This is a genomic window from Wolbachia endosymbiont of Drosophila ananassae, assembly GCF_008033215.1.
In the GTDB taxonomy this organism is placed as follows: domain Bacteria; phylum Pseudomonadota; class Alphaproteobacteria; order Rickettsiales; family Anaplasmataceae; genus Wolbachia; species Wolbachia pipientis.
In genome coordinates this window covers 20,778-41,917 of record NZ_CP042904.1, presented here as the reverse complement: position 1 = coordinate 41,917, position 21,140 = coordinate 20,778, and the positions used below count along the sequence as shown (strand labels likewise).

Genomic DNA, 21,140 nt, shown 5'->3' with positions numbered 1-21,140 from the left:
TGAATGAAGCTATTCGTTCATCTGGTGTTATTTATTTCGTTATTTATTCCTTATTTTACAAAAGCTGCTTTATATGTTGATATAAAAAAAAGCAGTGTTGGCAACATTGGTCTTGTTGTATCTAAATGTACATGTAAAACAGCGTTGGAAAGCGAATTAAGCGAAAATATTGCAAAGGTAATAGGAACAAATTTATCTAATTGTGGCTTATTTAATGTAAAACGTGGCGCGGAAGCTGAATCTAAATCTTGGAAAAGCGATACTGTAGTCACAGTAAGTTTAAGCGAAATATCTGGTAGTGCATTAGAGCTATCATTTCGTTTATTTGACACTTTTACAAAAAGAGAATTACTTACTCAGTCAGTTGTTTTTCCAGCAAAAGACTGGAGAAAAATTGGTCACCTCGTTTCGGATGTGATACATGATAGATTAATTGGTGAGAAAGGGCACTTCAACACAAAAATCACGTATATCGCTGAAGAAAAAGATAGCAACTACAAATCTGTGCGTAAAATTGCTGTGATGAATCAAGATGGAAGTAATATAAAATACTTAACAAATGGCGATAGATTTGTGTCAACACCGAGATTCTCACCAAATGGAAAGGGTATTGTTTATATCTCGTACGCAAATGGTAAAAGTTATATAATATTAAAAAATTTAAAAGATAACACTGAATCAATAATCAGCACATTTGAAGGAGTTGTTTCTGCACCAAGATTTTCTCCCGATGGTAAATCTCTTTTAATTTCCCACTCATTGGGTGGTGAAACGAATATATTATCTTTGGATTTAAGTAGTAAACGAACAAAAAAAATTACTAAAGGTTCAGCTATAAGCACTTCTCCCTCTTTTTCTCCAGATCAAAAGTATATGGCTTTTAGTTCTGATATAAGTGGGAGTCAGCAACTGTACGTTATCGATTTTACTAACAAAAGTAAAAAACCTAAAAGAATTAGTTTTGGAAGTGGAAGATATGCTACGCCTGTTTGGTCGCCAAAAGGAGATCTGATAGCTTTTACAAAGATTCAGTCAGGAAAATTTTACATAGGAGTTATGAAGCCAGATGGCAAAGAAGAACGTCTGCTTTCAGAGGGGCATAAAATTGAATCCCCGGCATGGCTACCAAATGGTAGAGAAATCATTTTTACAAGAACAGAATCACCAAGCAACTCTAAACTATATTTAGTAGACTTAGTAAAGAAAAATCAAAAAATGGTTTCCACTCCCACAAATGCTTCTTTACCGGATTGGTCTTATTTTTGAAAGTAGATCTATTATAGGTTTGATATGAGCCTTATTTTACTTTAATCGCTTATAACCTTTGGCACTACAAAATACCCATGCTCAGGTTTTGTATTGGACAATATCTCTTCTTTAATATTTTGAGAATTTATAACATCATCGCGTACATGAATGTCCTTGTCTATACTGCCATAACGCATAGGAGAAACACCTTCAGTATTAACTTGCAATAAAGTATCATGTATCCAATCCAGCATTGTCAGTTCTTTGGAGTAGTGATCAATCTCGTCATTTGATAACTTAATCCTTACAAGCTGTGCAATTTTAAGCATTTCTTCCTTGGTAATTGTTATTTTTCTCTTATTTGCAAATTCTATTAGTGAAGTAATAACGTCTTCTGTTGACTTAGCTGGCATTTCTACCTCCTTGGATGAAGTGAGTTAAAATATTTACAACCGAAACAACTTCTATTTTACCAGTTTTTTCAAGTTTGTGAAGTATGGTATCCGTAATCACTAATTTATCTAAAGAAGAGGAAGAGATTTTCTCAACTGCACTTCCTGAAAGCACACCGTGTGTGATGCATGAAGTTACGGACTTTGCTCCGTAACTTTTTAAAGCAAGAGCTGCATTACACAACGTTCCACCAGAGTCAACTATATCATCAACAATGACACAATTTTTGTTTGCAACTTCTCCTATTATGTTCATTACTTGAGATGTGCCTGCTTTCTCCCTATATTTATCTACTACAATAATCTTATCACTTAACCCTATCTTGTACTTTTCCTCTAAAGTCTTTGCAAAAGCACGTGCTCTACCAATTGCTCCAACATCAGGTGCAACAATTGCCAAATTTTCCGTGTGTATAGAGTCAACAAATGCTTCAAAGCAGTTCAAATTAGTTATCGGTACATCAAAGAATCCTTCAATTTGACTTGAGTGCAAATCAATAACTGCAACACTACTTGTACCTGCAGTTTGAATAAGATTTGCAACTAATTTAGCACTTAAAGCAGATTGCATATTATTGTTTTTGATAATTCTATCTTGTCTGCTATATCCATAATAAGGAATAATTACTACTATCCTTTTGGCTCCTAATCTATTTACTGCATCAATTATAAGCAGAAGCTCCATAAGGTTATCATTCACAGGGGGAGAAAGAGATTGTATTATATATACTTCTTGATTATATAGATCATTTGCTACTTCTACATTTACCTCGCCATCGGTAAACTTTGATATCCAAGCAGAGGATGGTTGAACATCTAGCCGGTTAACTACTGATTCCCCTAATTCCTTACTAGCATTACCTATTATTATCTTCATAACGCACTAATTGAGTTTTTAAGATTATACAGAAATTGTAAAATAATTGAAATGTAAGTTTCTTTATCTAGTATTCTTGTCGGCGAATTAGGTATCTCTTGTACAATGACCTGTCATTTTCACGCGTTGTTTCAATATACAGACCCAAATTGAAACAACTATACAAAATCCTGCTTATGTTTCAAGATAAATGACTTTAATGAAATATAATTTATCTAGTCATTTGTATCTGCTAACATACTACACTTCCCATTGTAGAGCCTCTGCAACTTACTGAAATTTATAATCGCTTTATAAAAAGCTTTATACTCTTTGCTTAATTGGAGGCGCTACCTCTGCACTTTCTGCTCTGTCTAGGGTACTACTTGGTTTTTCTGCAGTAATTTTTTGAATGCTACCATCTACCTTATTCTTGATATCTGCTCCATATGATCTTAATACTTCAATAGCTTTCTCGTTTCCACTATTCAGCGCAATATCCAAAGCATCCATTCCATCATTATTTTTGTGGTTGATAAAATTCTCTAACTCAAAGATTTTTATATATTGCTCAATGATGAATTCTACCACTTTTCCAGGGCAATTATTAGCGGCAGGAAAGAGTACTGCATTGTTATTATTGTCTTTCTTTGTTACATCTGCTTTGAGCTTGTCTATCAAATACTTGATAATTTCTATTCTGCTATCATCTTCTGCTTCAGTGCACTGCCTAGCAGCTAAAAACAGAGCTGTTCGCCCATTATTGTCCACATCTTCAATATCTTGTCCCTTATCAATTAAGGCTTGTATTATATTTTTGTTCCCATATAAAGCAGCAAAGTGAAGAGGAGTATACCCTTCGGTACTTTCTCTTTCATTAATCAATGCACCATGGCTAGCTAGTAATTCTATAAATTCTGGCGTATTTGCAAAAACTGCAAAGTGCATTGGTGTTAGATCATCTTTACCATGATTTTGAGTTTTTGCATTAACGTTTGCTCCATTTTTTATCAGCAATTTTGCTATTTCTAATTGTTTGCGTCCGATGGCAATATGCAGTGGCGTACGATTGCGTTCATAATGATCATTGACGTTTGTGCCACATTTTATTAGTAGTTCTGCAGCTTCAATATTACCTTCCTGAATTGCAACGTATAAGGAAGCATATCCATCTTTTGTTTCCTCTGTCATACGAAATTGCGAACATGTTAGTTCATATATTATTAAGGATTATTATTAAGTTTTTATTAATACAATATTAATGTAGCGGGATGACGAGCTTATCGTCATCCCGCCGCGAACCGTCATACCACTGCGAACCGTCATACCGCCGCGGTATCTCTAGATCCCGCTAACAAGCAGCGGGATGACGGTTTTTCAAATTATCGTAAGTCAGTTTAGCTATAGCTACAAGTTTCATTCTTCCCTTACAAATAACTTTACTGCGTCCTTTTTTCGGATTCAGAATTAGCAAGAAACGTTCTTGTAAGGTGGTCTACTAAAATTTTGCTTTATAAAACAATGTCTGAACTATGCAATTAATACATTATCAACACAACTGATTCATAAAAGCAAATATTATAACCACGAAGAGAGAAAATGTTATGCTTAGTTTAATAAGAAAGACCTTGAGAAAAAAAATGACTCATCAGGTAAACGATTCGAAATTGAAAGAGAAAGATGAAAAAAGTATTTTAAAATTAGCATCAAAAATAAAAGGCAAAAAAAGTAGCATTGCTGAAGAACTAGAAAAAATATCTAAAAAGGAAAAACAAAGGATTCTTACTACGGAAGTAAGCAAACATCGGGGTAAAGAACCAACTATTATATCACTTGCTTATGCTATACTACGTAAAGATAGTATAGCTGTTGAGAAAATGTTAAGAGTAGCTAAAGAAAACGGTATTCTGAAAGACATTCTTGACGCAACAACAACTATAAAATATCCAGGTGGTCAGGAAGAAACTTGCACACCACTTACTTATGCCATATTATGTAAAAATAGCAAAACTATTGAAGAAACTTTAAAAGTCTCTAAAGAAAACGGTATTCTGAAAGATATTCTTAACGCAACAACAACTATAAAATATCCAGATGGTCGGAGAGCAACTGTTACACCACTTGCTTATGCTATACTATATGAAGATAGTATAGCTATTGAAGAAATTTTAAAAGTCTCTAAGGAGAACGGTATTCTGAAAGATATTCTTAACACAACAGCAACTATAAGATATCCAGATAACAAGGAAGTGACTTACGCGCCACTTGCTTATGCTATGTTCTGGAAGGATAGCAAAGCTATTAAAGAAATTCTAGTAGCAGATGAAGAGAACAGTATTCTGAAAGATATTCTTGACGCAACAACTACTATAAAATATCTAGATGGTCAAGAAGAAATTTACACACCGCTTACTTACGCCATATCATGTAAAAATAGCAAAACTATTGAAGAAATTTTAAAAGTCTCTAAAGAAAACGATATTCTGAAAGACATTCTTGACGCAACAACTACTATAAAATATCTAGATGGTCAGGAAGAAATTTACACACCGCTTACTTACGCTATATCATGTAAAAATAGCAAAACTATTGAAGAAATTTTAAAAATCTCTAAAGAAAACGGTATTCTGAAAGATATTCTTGATGCAACAACAACTATAAAATGTTCAGATGGTCATGAAGAAACTTGCGCACCGCTTACTTATGCTATACTACGTAAAGATAGTATAGCTGTTGAGAAAATGTTAAGAGTAGCTAAAGAAAACGGTATTCTGAAAGATATTCTTGACGCAACAACAACTATAAAACATTCAGATAGCCGGGAAGTAACTTACACACTACTTGCTTATGCTATACTACGTAAAGATAGTATAGCTGTTGAGAAAATGTTAAGAGTAGCTAAAGAAAACGATATTCTGAAAGACATTCTTGACGCAACAACAACTATAAAATATCCAGATGGTCAGGAAGAAACTTGCACACCACTTGCTTATGCTATACTACGTAAAGATAGTATAGCTGTTGAGAAAATGTTAAGAGTAGCTAAAGAAAACGGTATTCTGAAAGACATTCTTAACACAACAATAACCATAAAACATAAAAATAATCAAAAAGTAACTGATAAGTTACTTGCCGCATTACATGATCGCAAAGTTATTCAAGAAATTTTAGACATAGCTAGAGAAAACGATATTCTGAAAGACATTCTTAATGCAACAATAACTATAAAATATCCAGATAGTGAAGAAAAAATCTACACACCACTTACTTATACAATATCATGTAAAAGCAACGAAGCTTTTAATACAACAAGAGCTATAAATCAAGATGGTCAGGAAAAAACTCACATCCCATTTCCTACCGTTTCCGTACTTGATGAAAGAGAAACTGAATTAAAATTAAAAGAAAAAAGACAAAGTAGAAGAGATGAGGGATTAAATTTTAACAATGGTAGTAGTGACAAAAATGTTGAAATAAAAGTTAATGGGGATATCTTGTTGCAGCATAGTAGTGGAACTAAAAATGAAATAAATCATACTGCTGTACGTAATGATGTAGGGGGGGTAAAGCCTCTAATAGAAAGTAGAGTAAATGTTAAAGTACAGAATATAAATGCAGTGATTGCAACTTCTGTGACATTTAAAATGATTGCAACTTCTGTGACACTTGAGTTGGTAGCTAGTAAAATAACATGTGTACTGTCAAAACCCACCACTAAATTGGAAGAAGTAGCTATAACATATTTTCAAGGTTTAGCACTATATTTGTGAAACTTAATTTATATGTGCTAAACAAGATGCTGATTAGTTTTATAGCTAACCCAAGAAAGGTTTCCCTACGTCATACCGCCGCGGTATCTCTAGATCCCGCTAACAAGTAGCGGGATGACGATTGTCGTTTAGCCATAAATATTTAAGAAATTTACCAAATGAAAAAAAAGGCAAAAGAAGCCCTGGGGTTATTATCTGCTTTAAAATATTGGCGTTTTTTATGTTTTAAACGCTTGACAAGCAAGATTTAGCTGCTTTTAATTGCAACTAACCTATGCTGCAAATGTTTAAGAAATTTACCAAGCAGAAAAAAAGACAAAGAATCCCCGAGTTAGCTAGTCTTTTACTATCTCTGTCGAGTATTGGCATTTTTTGATGTCTTGTAACGCTTTATAAGCGCGTTCAGCTTATTTAGATAAAAATCTAGATGTAGATGAAGTTTTGTAAAGACATACAGTATCTATATACTGCAAAAAATTGAACATAAGACGCCGATACATTAAGTAATCCTTACCTTTTAATCTGCAGATTGGCGAAAGCAAATACAATAGCTTCAGTTTCATGATAAGGGGGCTGGCGGAGTTTGTCAAGGAAGTTTTTCGTTTCTGTGAACCACCTGCTAACCGACAGCTAACATTAACTACCGATATCGTATCTGAAGAAGCCCCCTGGCCATTCTAAAAAATTTAATGCTGAGTACACCTTACTTTTGGCTTCCTCTATAGTGCTCCCTTCTGCTACTATATTTAGCACTCTTCCGCCATCGGAAACTAAGTTACCACTTTCATCCAATTTAGTACCAGCATGAAACACCAACACACCAGGAATGCTTTCAATCTTATCTAATCCTTTAATTACTTCTCCCTTTTGATAATCACCAGGATAGCCTTTACTTGCAACAACTACACAAACTGTAGATTTGTTGTTAAGTTCCACCATTTTGACATTTAACTTTCCTTCTGCAACTGACAACATCAATTTTAACAAATCGCAATTTGAATCAAATCTAGGTAATATAGATTGCGTTTCTGGATCACCGAATCTAACGTTATACTCGAGAAGTTTTGGGCTATCTTTGCAAATCATTAAACCAGCAAAGAGTACTCCTTTATAAGACGTACCCATGTTAACCAATGCTTGAGCTGTAGGGTATATTATTTTTTGGATAATTTTTTGCTCCATGTCCTTACTTATAATTGAAGGTGATGAGTACGACCCCATACCTCCAGTATTTTGGCTTTCATTACTTTCATCAACTCTCTTATAATCTTTTGCACACCCAAGAGTTACTACTTTCAACCCATCAATAAGAGCAAAAAAACTTACTTCTTCTCCAACTAAAAACTCTTCTATGATTATTTCTTCACCTGATTCACCAAATTTTTTCTCCACTAGCATTGAATTTATTGCTGAAAAAGCTTCGCTTTCTGTATTACATATAACCACCCCTTTTCCTGCTGCAATTCCATTTGCTTTCACTACAAGTGGAAACTTTATTTTATTGCTACGTACAAAATCTTTAGCTAACCCTTCATCAACAAAACACTCGTACTTGGCAGTTGGTATACCATATCGTTTACATAGTCCCTTGGTGAAAGACTTCGATCCCTCAAGTTTTGCAGTTGCTTGACTTGGAGCAAAAACATTTATTCCCTCTGCAACTAAATCATCAGCAAGCCCATCAATTATTGGTTGTTCTGGACCAATAACAACCAACTCTATATTTTCTCTCTTGCAAAATTGTGTAACATCCACTGAATTTTGAATATTTACATCCACAAGAGCCCCAAGATCTTTCATAGCTTGGCGACCAGGAGTTACATATAACTCAGTCAAGATAGGAGATTTTTTTAGAGCCCAAAGTAGAGCATGCTCACGCCCACCAGAACCTATAACCAGAACCTTCATCTTTATTTCCTCGCTTTTCTATATGTCAAAATTATTATTTGCTTATAACAGTATCATTACTCATGTATTTTTGCAACACGTTTGGTATTGCAATCGACCCGTCAGAATTTTGATAATTCTCCATTATGGCAATAATCGTTCTTCCTATAGCTAAAGCTGAGCCGTTTAAAGTGTGAACATATTTTTTTATCTTTTTATCAGTTTCTGAAGAGTATTTAGCGTTCATCCTTCTTGCTTGAAATGCACCACAATTTGAGCAGCTTGATATTTCTCTATATTTATTTTGCCCAGGTAACCATACCTCTATGTCATAAGTCCTTTGTGCAGCAAAACCCATATCGCCACTGCAAAGCAGCATTACTCTGTATGGCAATTCTAATTTTTTTAATATCTCTTCAGCAACACTCGTCATACGCTCAAGCTCATCATTTGATTGGTCTTCAGTTGTAATACTCACCAATTCCACTTTACCAAATTGGTGTTGCCTTATCATGCCTCTCGTGTCTCGCCCTGCGCTGCCTGCTTCTTTACGAAAACACTCTGAATACGCAGTAAAGCGAATAGGCAGTTCTTTTTCTTCCATTATTTTGTCAGCAACTAAATTTGTTAAAAACACTTCACTTGTGGGAATCAACCTCAATTCGTCGGTAGTTAAATACGAATCGTCAGAAAATTTCGGTAGCTGACCAACATTATACATAGCTTCGTTTTTCACCAAAGCCGGGTGGTACACCTCAGTATAGCCAAATTCATTAACATGCATTTCAAGCATACAATTTATTAGCGCTCGTCCAAGCTTAGCTAACTGTCCTTTTAATATCGTAAATCTTGATCCGGAAATTCTCGCCGCTTGTTCGAAGTCTATTAAACCTAATTTTTCTCCGAGTTCATAATGAGATTCTGGTACAAAATCAAACTGTCTTTTTCCTCCATATCTTCTCACCTCTAAATTAGAGTTCTCATCTGCGCCTATTGGCACATCTTGCGCAGGAATATTCGGCAAGTTAGATAAAACATTCACTAACTTATCCTTTTCTGCTTGTTCTTTTAAGCTGATTGCCTCTATCTCATTTGTGATGCTTTTTGACAACTCTATTTGCTCTTCACAGGGGCTCTTGCTCATTTTAAGCTTTTTTATTTCCTCTGTAATTTCATTGCGCTGCCTATTCAAATCCTGCAGTTTAGTGGTTAATGATCTTTTCTCGTGATCGATTTCTAATATCTCTTCCGCAGTAGATTCTCTAATTCCCCTGCTTTTCATTGCCTTTTCAAATCCTTCAGGGTTTTTGCGTATATATTCTATATCGTGCATATATTGTGCTATTACTAACATTGTTACTGTACTCCAAAAGCTCTTAATATTCAATATATTCTCATACTACTAAAATTATTATGGTTGATTTTTTTGTTAGAATTTGTTAAAATTTAATTAACTTAGCGTTCATAGGGTGTAGTATGTTGGGTATTACAAAAAATAATCAGAAAGAGAGCACTGACTTTGCTGGTGAGAAATTCGTTATCTACGCTACTTGTGTATGCCTAGCAGCCACATTCGCTGCTGGCTGTTTAGGGGCGGTAATAGGATCCCCTCTATTGACCTTTCCACTTGCTATGCTCATCTCTAACCCCGTAGTTTGGGTTTTAATGGGAATAATTCTTACAGTAGCATACAAAATGGTTGTTGAACCTTTATTTTACTTAGCGAAGAACTATATTAATGGAAAAAGAGCTTCAAAGGGGGAAAAGAGTGAAGAAAAAGATACAGAACTACAAGATTTGCAAGGCAAGACTCCAGAAAAGCAAGCAAGACCGAAAACTCCTGATAGGGATAGTGGTATTTTTGACTGCAAAGAAAATAAGGATTCTTTTGTATATAAGACAAATAAAAAAGAAGATTATAAATTTTGGTTAAGTAATTTTGATATTGCAGAGATTGCAAAAAGTTACTATGGATGGATGCCATATCGTAAAAAAGGTCACAGGGAATTTTCCAAAGGAGTGTTCTTTTCTTGCCTCGATAATCTTACATCTTTTCTGGGGAACCGATTGCAAGAATATAAAGATAAAGTAAAAGGGGATAACAATTTAGTATTATCTTCAATTCTTAACTTAAATAACAATCATTGGGTAACATTGGTTATTTCTCATGATGAAAAGAGTAAAAAGTTTAGAGCATATTATTGCGATTCATTTGGTGAACCATTACCAGAAGAGGTATCAAGTGCGCTACAGAAAACTCTAGGAATAGACAATAGTAGTATTAGAAACTCAAAAGCTAAACAACAAGATGATAAGTATAATTGTGGAATATTTGCCTTAGAGAATGCTAAGAAAATTACAGATATGCTGAAAGCAGGCAAATCGTTTGATGAAATTGATGATCAGCTAAAATATGAACTTAGTTCAGAGCAATTAATAGAGAAGAGAAAAGAATTTGCAAAAGCGTTGAAAAAGGATGAACAAAGCAGGGCTGGCACGCCAAGCCCTGTATTAGGTGGTCCAGGAAATATAAGTCGTAAAGATAGCGGAGTAAGTTTAGATTCAGTAGAAAGTAAGCAAACAAAAATTGTTCAATATAATACTACAGGTGATGGCAACTGCTTTTTCCATGCGGTATTTGGTGATAATAGCTCTGGTCAATATAAAACTGAAAAAGCACAAGATATGAGAATGGGATGGCACAAATTTTTAAGTCAATTTAACTCTTTGAATGATCCAAGGATGCCTGAGTTATTGAAGGGACAGATGCAGAAAGTTTTTGGTGCATTCTTAGAAAATCCAAATCATTTGATTGGTATGTCGGACTCAATAAAAGATTTGGTTCAGCATACAAACAGACGGGTAGAGAAGATCAAAAAAAAGACTAATAAATTAATAAAAAAGTTATGTTGTCTTACAACATTAAAAGAAAATGAAGTTATAGGTGATTTAAGAAGCATTAGTGCTAGTAATCTCAATATTAGTGAAAGAAAATATGATAGAAATTATAATAGTGATACTGCAGCAAATTCTTTTCTCAATGGCAAATCCATTTATAGATCTTATCTAGAGGCAATCAGCAGCCAAAGTTACCATGTTTTCATAGAAGAAATTTCTATCTTAGCTTCGCTGGCTAATATTGAAATTGACGTCTACTATAAAAATAATGGTAATGATGTAAATACATTGTTTCTGCCAAATGCGGGAATGATAAATGAAGGTTATCAGCAGAACAACGAGCTATGGGGAAATAAAGAACAAGAAACGGTATACTTGGCACCTGGTCATTATGAGAGAGCTGAGATAGTAGAGGTAGAGCCTTCTCTTATGGAAAAAGTAAGTTCGGCTATACAAAGTGTTGTAACAGTATGTGTAAATGCGCTAGGTTTGAACACATAGAATATATGTCCCTACAAGTAGGAAATTTGACAATTGATTCTCCAGTTATTTTAGCTCCAATGTCTGGAGTGACTGATTATCCGTTTAGAAGTATTGTGAAGAAACTTGGTGCAAGTTTGTTAGTTTCAGAGATGATCGCAAGCAGAGCTATGATTATGCAAACTCGCCAGAGTTTGCAAAAAGCAAAAGTCGATGCATTAACTGCTGTGCAGCTTGCTGGGTGTGAGCCAGATGTTATGGCGGAGGCTGCAAAATTAAACGAGGACATGGGAGCAAAAATTATAGACATAAACTTTGGTTGCCCTGTTAAAAAAGTTGTAAACGGTTATGCAGGATCAGCGCTAATGCGTGATGAGAAAAAAGCCGCTGAGATAATTGAAGCTGTGGTCAAAGCAGTGAATATGCCAGTTACGGTGAAAATGCGCACTGGATGGAACGATGAAAATCGCAATGCCCCGAGACTTGCGAAAATTGCCGAAGACTTAGGAGCAAAAATGATCACTGTGCATGGAAGAACAAGAGCGCAGCTTTATAATGGTCAAGCAGATTGGAAATTCGTTAGAAATGTTAAAGAGCAAGTGAAAATTCCAGTTATAGTAAATGGCGATATTAAAAATTTAAATGATATTCAGAATGCTCTCAAAGAATCTGGAGCAGACGGAGTGATGATAGGTCGTGGTGCCTACGGTAAACCTTGGCTGATTAATCAAGCAATGAACTTTCTCAGTGGAAGTGAAACTTCTGAGCCAACAGCTTCAGAGAAATTAAGCATCATACTCGAGCATTACGACAATATTCTTGAGTACTATGGAAATGACACAGGAATAAAGATGGCCCGCAAACACATAGGTTGGTACAGTAGCGGGCTTCAAGGCTCATCTGAATTTCGTGTGAGAGTAAATAACATGACAGATAGCACAGAAGTGAAAGAAAATATTATTGGCTTTTTTGGTCAAGAGACACACTAGCTGTACTCAATTCGACTGATCGTATGCCACTACGCTCTCTTCCTCACCAGAGTGTAAATGACAACCATTATCCATCAACCATTCCTCGTCATAAGTTTCAATATCAAAATATTTTTCATATTTATCCACATTATCACAAAGTGAAAGTGCTCTGATCTTATTCATAATCAAACCTGTACCAGCAGGAATTAATCTTCCTACTATAACATTTTCTTTTAATCCACTTAAAGGATCACTCTTCCCGCAGAATGCTGCTTCTGTAAGTACTTTTGTTGTCTCTTGGAAAGAGGCAGCAGAAATAAAGGAGCTAGTTTCAAGACTTGCCCTAGTAATCCCCTGCAGAATAGGAAGATAATGAGTAGACCGTTTGCCAGAGTTACTCATAGCATCATTTTCCCTATCAACTTCCAGCTTGTCAATGCTTTCGCCAACCAAGTACATAGTATCACCAGGATCAGTAATTTCCACTTTTTGTAGCATTTGTTTTAAGATCACCTCTAAATGCTTATTGTCTATACGAACACCCTGCAATCTATAAACTTGCTGTATTTCAGAAATCATATAGTGCGCTAAAGCTTCTAACCCAAGCACACGTAAAATATCATGGAGATCAGGGTCACCATCCATCAATAGATCACCTTTACGTACAAAATCACCTTCATTGACTATTACATGCTTACTTCTTGATACCAAATATTCAACTGGAGAAATTTGTTCATCTACAGGTTTAATTAATATACTGCGTTTTCCTCTACGGTCTTTTTCAGAAAACGCTACATAGCCATCTATCTCACTAACAATAGCATGCTCTTTAGGACGACGTGCTTCAAATAACTCTATAACCCTCGGTAAACCACCAGTAATATCACGAGTTTTAACTGACTCTCTTGGTGTTCTTGTAATAACATCACCTGCATGAACCTTCTGGCCATCTTGTACATTGAGCACTGCACCGATTGGTATAAAATAACATGCTTCAACGCCACTTGCGAGTGTCATTACTTTACCATTATCGTCAAGCAGCACAATACGAGGACGTAAATTAGCTCCACCAGAATGCAATTTCCAGTCTTTTACTACTTTGCTTGATATTCCTGTAGATTCATCCATCACTTCAGTGATCGAAATTCCATCTTTTAAGTCCTGATAAGACACTGTACCAGTCTTCTCCGTGATAATAGGCAATGTATAAGGATCCCATTCCGCAACTTTATCGCCAATTTTTACTGACCCACTCTCATCTACATAAAGCTTAGCGCCGTAAGGTACACTGTGCTTCAACTTCTCACTACCAAGGCTATCAATCAACACGACTTCACAGGAACGGCTTATCACAATTTTATTTCCGTTTCTATCTATAATTATATTACTATTGTTTAACTTTATTTTAGCATTAATAGAAGCTATAATATTCGAGGATTCAACGCCTCTAGTCATTACTCCACCTATATGAAAAGTACGCATCGTTAACTGAGTACCTGGCTCTCCAACAGATTGAGCAGCTATAACACCAACTGCTTCACCTATTGAAACAATTTTACCAGTTGCAAGGTCTCTTCCATAACATAAAGAACATACACCAGGACTTATTTCACAAGTTAAAGGCGATCTAATTTTTACAACATCAAGACCTGCAATGCTGATTTGCTTTACTTTATCCTCATCAATTAATTCCCCTGCTTTTACTAATAATTCTTTTGTCACTGGGTTATATATATCATTTGCAGCTGTTCTACCCAGCACAACACTCTCTAGAGATGCAACTATAGTACTTCCTTCAACTGTAGCTCTCACAACAAGACCATTTTTTGTTTTACAGTCATGCTTTGTAACTATGCAATTTTGAGATACATCAACTAAACGACGAGTTAAGTATCCAGAGTTTGCAGTTTTAAGTGCAGTGTCAGCTAAACCTTTACGCGCACCGTGAGTAGAATTAAAGTATTCAAATACGTTCAATCCTTCACGGAAATTAGAAATTATAGGTGTTTCTATAATCTCACCAGAAGGTTTGGTCATGAGCCCTCGCATTCCTGCTAGCTGTTTCATCTGTGAAGTAGAACCCCTTGCACCAGAGTTAACCATCATATACACTGAGTTGTACTTACTATTTCCATCATATATAGATATTGCTTTTAACATATCATTAGCTATCATATCCGTACACTTAGACCATTCATCTATAACCTTGTTATACCTCTCACTTCTAGTTATTAGCCCATCTTGATATTGCATAGAGAATTTCTTAATTTCACCCCTCGCGTGATCAACATGTGTAGCTTTAGTTTCAGGTATAACCATATCACAACGACCAAAAGAGACACCAGAAAATGTGGCATACTCAAAGCCAAGTACCATTAATTTATCAGAAAATGCCACTGTAGCACTTTGACCACAGTTACGATATACCAAATCAACTATACCAGTTATTTCCTTGACTGTTAATATCTGATTTATTAGATCGAAGCCTAGATTCTCATGCTTAGGAAAAATTTGCCATAATATTAAACGGCCAGGAGTTGTACAAACAGTTTTATAGTGAGTTTCACCGCTGCTATTAATATACTCCATCCTATACTTTATACTAGAATGAATATGTAAAGTACCATCACTCAAGGAATGCTCAACTTCACAAAAAGCACCAAAAGATGGTAAATTATCTTCCTTAGGTTCTTGTAAAGTCAGATAATATATACCAAGTACTATATCTTTACTAGGAACTATAATCGGTCTGCCATTAGAAGGACTTAAAACGTTATTAGTGGACATCATCAACACCCTAGCTTCAAGCTGAGCTTCCAATGAAATTGGCACATGCACTGCCATTTGATCACCATCAAAATCAGCATTAAACGCCGTACAGACAAGCGGATGAAGCTGTATTGCTTTGCCTTCAATAAGGATTGGCTCAAAAGCCTGAATACCAAGTCTATGTAGCGTAGGCGCTCTATTCAACAAAACAGGATGCTCTTTTATTACCTCTTCAAGCATATCCCAAACTTCTGGTTTTTCTGCTCTTATCAACTTACTAGCAAACTTAATAGTTGGAGCCATACCATACATCTTAAGCTTTGAGTAAACAAAAGGTTTGAATAGTTCAAGAGCCATTCTTTTTGGTAATCCACACTGATTTAGTTTCAAAGTTGGACCAACAACTATTACAGAACGTCCAGAGTAGTCTACCCTTTTTCCTAAGAGGTTCTGGCGAAAACGACCCTGTTTTCCTTTTAACATATCACTAATGGACTTTTTATATCCAACAGCACCAGCTTTATTTACCAAAGTATTACGACGACTATTATCAAAAAGAGAATCAACTGCTTCTTGTAACATCCTTTTTTCATTACGAATCATAATCTCAGGAGGATTTAAGCTCAACAATTTCCTCAACCTGTTATTTCTATTAATAATAGTCCTATAATGATGATTCAGATCAGAAACTGCAGGACGACCACTCTCAAGCGATACCAAAGGACGCAAATCAGGTGGTAAAATAGGTATAGTTGTAAGTATCATCCACTCAGGCCTATTTCCAGATTTAATGAAGTTTTCAACAATACGCAATCTCTTTATAATTTTCTTTCTTCTTATCTCAGAAGCAACAGATTCTAATTCTAGTCTTAAATCCTTCCTAATTTCATGTAAATCAAGGCGCGTTAGCAACTCTCTTATAGCTTCAACACCTTGCATAGCTACAAAACTATCGATCCCATAGCTATCTTTAGCTTCATTATAAGCTTTTTCACTAATAATCTCACCTTTTTCAAAAGGCGAAACAAGAGGATCTATTACGATATAATTATCGCTATATAAAATATTCTCAATATCTCTGAGAGACATATCTAATAATGCTCCAATTCTTGAAGGAAGCGATTTCAAAAACCATATATGAGCAACAGGAGATGCAAGCTCTATATGACCCATCCTTTCTCTTCTTACTTTAGAAGATGTAACTTCTACTCCGCATTTTTCGCATATGCGACCTCTGTGTCTTCTTTTTTTGTATTTTCCACATAAACATTCATCGTCATTGACAGGGCCAAAAACCTTAGGGCAAAATAATCCACCTTTCTCAACTTTGAACGTACGATAATTTGCAGTTGAAACATCTTCTATCTCACCACAAGATATACGCTTAATACTTTCAGGGCTAGCAATCGATATGCTAACCTCATTAAAAGGTTGTGCAATGTTAGTGTGAGATATATCTTCAATCACTACATCATTTTGCTTTAAATCTACATTTAAACATAAAGAACGTAGTTCTTTTATCATCACATTAAAGGATTCAGGAATTCCACATTCAAAATTACTGTCACCTTTTATTATCGATTCATAAATCTTAACTCTACCATTAATATCATCAGACTTCACAGTTAACATTTCCTGCAAAGTATAAGCAGCACCATAGGCTTGTAATGCCCAACATTCCATTTCACCAAAACGCTGACCACCAAAATGAGATTTTCCTCCAAGAGGTTGTTGAGTAACCAAACTATAAGGCCCTACTGAACGCGCATGAATTTTACCATCAACCAAGTGGTGCAACTTAAGCATGTACATGTAACCAACTGTAACCTTGCGGTCGAATTTTTCACCACTGCAACCGTCATATAATACAGCTTGTCCAGAGTTATCTAAACCAGCAAGTTCAAATAATTTTGCTATTTGTTCATCTTTTGGACCCTCAAATACAGGTGCAGCAACAGGAACGCCATCACGTAATTTGCGTGCAAATTCAATGAGATTATTATCACTAATATTACGAATATCATTACAGATAGATACGTTACTGCCATAGCTATAAACCTCAATCAGGAAGTTACGTAAATTGCTGTATGAACTTTTACAAGAGTTCAAATAGTTCTCTACTAACTCATTCAACTCGTCATTTAGTGCATTCTTATTAGGTGTATTTAAAACAGAAGCCGTTATTTCATCATCATCAATATTTTCAATTTTTTTATTATCAAGGTATGCTACTGCAAATTGTGTAAAATTATCATCGTTAAGGGACCTAATTCCCTTGCAAAAAGCACTTTTGATCTTATTGATCTCATCGAGAATATTACTTACCTTTTCCCCTAATTTTCTACAAGCCCAACCTACATGCGTTTCCAGTATTTGCCCTACATTCATTCGTGAAGGAACACCAAGAGGGTTAAGAATAATATCAACAGGAGTACCATCTTCCAAATAAGGCATATCTTCCACTGGCACAACTCGAGAAATCACACCTTTATTTCCATGTCTACCAGCCATTTTATCCCCTGGTTGCAGACTATGTTTCACAGCAATGAAAACTTTTACTGACATCGACACACCTTGAGGCAGGTCATAACCTTCATGTAATTTTTCTACTTTTCGCTTAAACTGTGCTATTGCATGTGATACTTTTTCATCAAAATCTTTTTTTAAGCTCTTAACTTGCTCAGAAATGGATTGGTTTTTTAATCCTATACCCCACCATTGCTCACGTTCAATAGAGTCAAATTTTTCTCGATCTTGAGAACCAGAATTAATAAGAAGTTTCTTCAGTTCATCATAGAAATATTCACTAGTAACATTGATTATATAATCTCGCTCTTCCTCAAAGTCATTTATCTCTTTTTGTTTGATGAGTAATGCCCTTTCATTTTCTTCAACCCCCCTGCGTGTAAAGACTTGTACATCAATTACTGTCCCTTCAACATCTGGAGATGTATATAAAGAGGAATCCGCACAATCGAATGACTTTTCACCAAAAATTGTCATTAATAACTTCGTTTCAGGAGGCAATGAAAGAGAAGGTTTAGGTGTAACTTTACCTACCAGAATATAGCCTGGACCAACTCTTGTACCAATTTTCACTATACCACTATCATCCAAGTGATATAGATTTTCTTCATTAACACCAGGTATAGCACGAGTTATTTTTTCTGATCCTAAAGGGGTATCATGTACAACACAGTCAAATTCTTCTATATGAATAGAAGTAAAGAGATCTTTTTTAACAACTTCACTAGAAATAATAATAGAGTCTTCAAAATTATAACCTTGCCAAGACATAAAAGCAACTAGCAAATTTTTACCAAGCGCCAACTCACCACTGTTAATTGCAGGACCATCAGCTATTACATCACCCTTTTTAACATAATCACCTACGCACACTAGCGGTCTTTGATTAATACAAGTATTATGGTTAGAACGCTGAAATTTCCTTAGATGATAAATATCTACGTCCAAGTAGTTAACCCTTTCTTTATCAAAAGCACGTATAACTATAGAGTTACTATCAGAACTATCAACTATGCCATCGCGTTTTGCTAAAACTACAGCACCAGAGCCAGAAGCTACAAAAGACTCCATACCAGTAGCAACCAGAGGAGCGGTAGGCTTCAATAAAGGTACGGCCTGACGTTGCATATTTGAGCCCATTAATGCTCTATTAGCATCATCATTTTCTAAAAATGGAATCAAGGAAGCTGCAACTGATATTACCTGCTTAGGAGATACGTCAATGTAACTAACTTGGTCGCTACTTACCATGACGAAGCTACCAGCATATCTACAGTATAGCATGTCATCAACAAAGCAATTATTTTCATCAAGCTTTACGCTAGTGTCAGCTATATGATGTGAGCCTTCGTCTATAGCAGAAAGATACTCAATTTGATCAGTAACAACCCTATTGACTACTTTTCTATAAGGGCTTTCAATGAAACCATATTTATTAATACGCGCGTATATAGCTAAGCTGTTGATTAACCCTATATTTTGCCCTTCAGGAGTCTCAATAGGGCAAATTCTTCCATAATGAGTTGGATGAACATCACGCACCTCAAATCCTGCCCGTTCTCTTGTTAAACCGCCAGGACCTAACGCGGATAACCTTCTTTTATGTGTTATTTCAGATAACGGATTAGTCTGATCCATAAATTGAGATAATTGAGAAGAATTGAAGAAATCTCTTAAGACATTAGTTAACACTTTTGGATTAATAAAATCAGATGGAGAAACTTTATCTAAACTAGAAGTGGACATAGAATCAACTATTGCGCGTTCCAATTTCAACAACCCAGTTCTAAATTGATTTTCTATAAACTCTCCAACTGATCTTACTCTTCTGTTTCCTAAATGATCAATATCATCTACAGATCCTTGACCGTCACGTAACAATACTATTTTTTTCACAATTTCAATAATATCTTCATGCGTTAAAACAGTTAAATCCTCATCATAATTTAATCCAAGGTAAGAGTTAAGCTTCAACCTACCAATGTTAGACAAATCATAATATTCCGGACTGAAGAAAAGATTACGGAAAAACTCTTCTACTATCTCTAAAACAGGAACTTCACCAGGACGCAAAACTCTATATATTTCATATAGTGCATCCTGATAAGACATGTTTTCATCTAAGAAAAGCGTATTTAATATATAAGGTCCAACAAACAAATTATCTATGTTCAACACTGATATTTCATCTACAGATAATAACTCAAGCTTCTTTATGTCTTCCAGCTTTATAGATTCACCAGCAGATAAAATTTTCGTAGAGCTAGCACTATCCATTAAATCTTCTGCGAGGAATAAACCACATATAGAATTAAAAGGAACCAGATACTCTTTCAATTCATTATCATATAGCTTTTTAGCTAGTCTTGAGGTAATACGAACGTTAGCTTTAAGCAGCACATTACCTTCAATATCCATTAAGTCGAAAGGCAGCCTCACTCCTTTAAATTTATCAGGAACAAAAGGCACTTTCCAACCATCTTTATGTTTTACATACTTTATTTTCTCATAAAATCTATCGAGTATATCATTATTTGATAGACCCAACGCCTTTAATAAAACTGAAATTGGCAATTTTCTTTTTCTATCAACACGAAAATACAAATGGTCTTTAACATCAAATTCAATATCAAGCCAAGAACCCCTATAAGGAATAATTCTAGCAGAATAGATCAATTTACCAGAATTGTAAGTTTTTCCCTTATCGCTATCAAAAAATACACCAGGAGACCTATGCATTTGTGAGACGATAACTTTTTCCACACCATTAATGATGAAAGTGCCCTTATCAGTCATCATAGGCAACCCACAAAAGTGGACTTTCTGCTCTTCTATAGATTTTACAACGGTTGCAAGTTTAGAATGATCTCCACTCTCTTTAATCGATTTATATTCATCAAGAGAAATACCATCCTGCATAACAACAAGACGTATAGAAGCAATAACCTGAGCAGAAAAAGTTACACCACGCTTTATACACTCAGATTCATCATACTTAGGATCATCTACCCTACAACTTATAAACTCAATAGTAGCCCTACGCAAAGGATCATTTATTGGAAAGATTGTATGAAAGATAACTTCAAGTCTTTCATTACCCTTATTCTTAGGAGTAAAAGAATCATATGATTCTTTTTGAACCTTAACCAAATCCAATAAAGAATCTTTTAAATCAATCGACCTAGAATAAGAAACTCTAGGAACAAAAGCACCAGAAGCGTACATATAAGAAGAATCAACCATTAAAATACCCCAAACTAATTAAAAGAGCTATATCAATATA

At 35.2% G+C, this 21,140-nt stretch carries 10 protein-coding genes; 4 read left to right on the top strand and 6 right to left on the bottom strand.

Annotated features, from left to right (window positions below):
- Nucleotides 1-3: 3 nt before the first annotated feature.
- Nucleotides 4-1,266, top strand: coding sequence for a Tol-Pal system protein TolB (locus EA652_RS00165; protein ID WP_007548937.1), 1,263 nt, complete (start codon nt 4-6; stop codon nt 1,264-1,266).
- Between the two features lie 41 nt (nt 1,267-1,307).
- Here the strand turns inward: EA652_RS00165 and gatC are convergent, their stop codons facing one another.
- From gatC to EA652_RS00150, 3 genes are all read right to left on the bottom strand, one after another.
- On the bottom strand, nt 1,308-1,661 hold the full coding sequence (gatC, locus tag EA652_RS00160; RefSeq protein WP_006279727.1) for an Asp-tRNA(Asn)/Glu-tRNA(Gln) amidotransferase subunit GatC: 354 nt from the start codon (nt 1,659-1,661) through the stop codon (nt 1,308-1,310).
- Nucleotides 1,651-2,577, bottom strand: coding sequence for a ribose-phosphate diphosphokinase (locus EA652_RS00155; protein WP_121721676.1), 927 nt, complete (start codon nt 2,575-2,577; stop codon nt 1,651-1,653). Before EA652_RS00155 ends, gatC begins: the two co-directional genes overlap by 11 nt.
- Nucleotides 2,578-2,880: 303 nt before the next feature.
- Nucleotides 2,881-3,747, bottom strand: a complete 867-nt coding sequence (locus tag EA652_RS00150) for an ankyrin repeat domain-containing protein (RefSeq protein ID WP_006280296.1) — start codon at nt 3,745-3,747, stop codon at nt 2,881-2,883.
- A 413-nt stretch (nt 3,748-4,160) separates the two neighbouring features.
- On the opposite strand from EA652_RS00150, the gene EA652_RS00145 reads away from it, so the two are divergent.
- Nucleotides 4,161-6,326 carry a WD_0033/WD_0034 family tandem repeat-containing protein gene (locus tag EA652_RS00145; protein WP_007548938.1) on the top strand — a complete coding sequence of 722 codons (2,166 nt, stop codon included), beginning with the start codon at nt 4,161-4,163 and terminating at the stop codon, nt 6,324-6,326.
- A 636-nt stretch (nt 6,327-6,962) separates the two neighbouring features.
- On the opposite strand, the gene purD is transcribed toward EA652_RS00145, so the two are convergent.
- Nucleotides 6,963-8,234, bottom strand: a complete 1,272-nt coding sequence (purD, locus tag EA652_RS00135; RefSeq protein WP_012673043.1) for a phosphoribosylamine--glycine ligase — start codon at nt 8,232-8,234, stop codon at nt 6,963-6,965.
- A gap of 34 nt (nt 8,235-8,268) precedes the next feature.
- Nucleotides 8,269-9,546 (bottom strand): serine--tRNA ligase, encoded by a 1,278-nt coding sequence (serS, locus tag EA652_RS00130; protein ID WP_041582627.1) that lies wholly within the window; start codon nt 9,544-9,546, stop codon nt 8,269-8,271.
- A gap of 143 nt (nt 9,547-9,689) precedes the next feature.
- Here serS and EA652_RS00125 point away from each other — a divergent pair, with 143 nt between their 5' ends.
- Nucleotides 9,690-11,612, top strand: a complete 1,923-nt coding sequence (locus EA652_RS00125) for a Ulp1 family isopeptidase (RefSeq protein ID WP_012673041.1) — start codon at nt 9,690-9,692, stop codon at nt 11,610-11,612.
- A 5-nt stretch (nt 11,613-11,617) separates the two neighbouring features.
- The gene (dusB, locus tag EA652_RS00120) at nt 11,618-12,580 is read left to right on the top strand and encodes a tRNA dihydrouridine synthase DusB (protein ID WP_121721686.1); all 963 of its coding nucleotides are present in this window, start codon (nt 11,618-11,620) and stop codon (nt 12,578-12,580) included.
- 6 nt (nt 12,581-12,586) lie between these two features.
- On the opposite strand, the gene EA652_RS00115 is transcribed toward dusB, so the two are convergent.
- On the bottom strand, nt 12,587-21,100 hold the full coding sequence (locus tag EA652_RS00115; protein ID WP_012673039.1) for a DNA-directed RNA polymerase subunit beta/beta': 8,514 nt from the start codon (nt 21,098-21,100) through the stop codon (nt 12,587-12,589).
- Between the last annotated feature and the right edge of the window lie 40 nt (nt 21,101-21,140).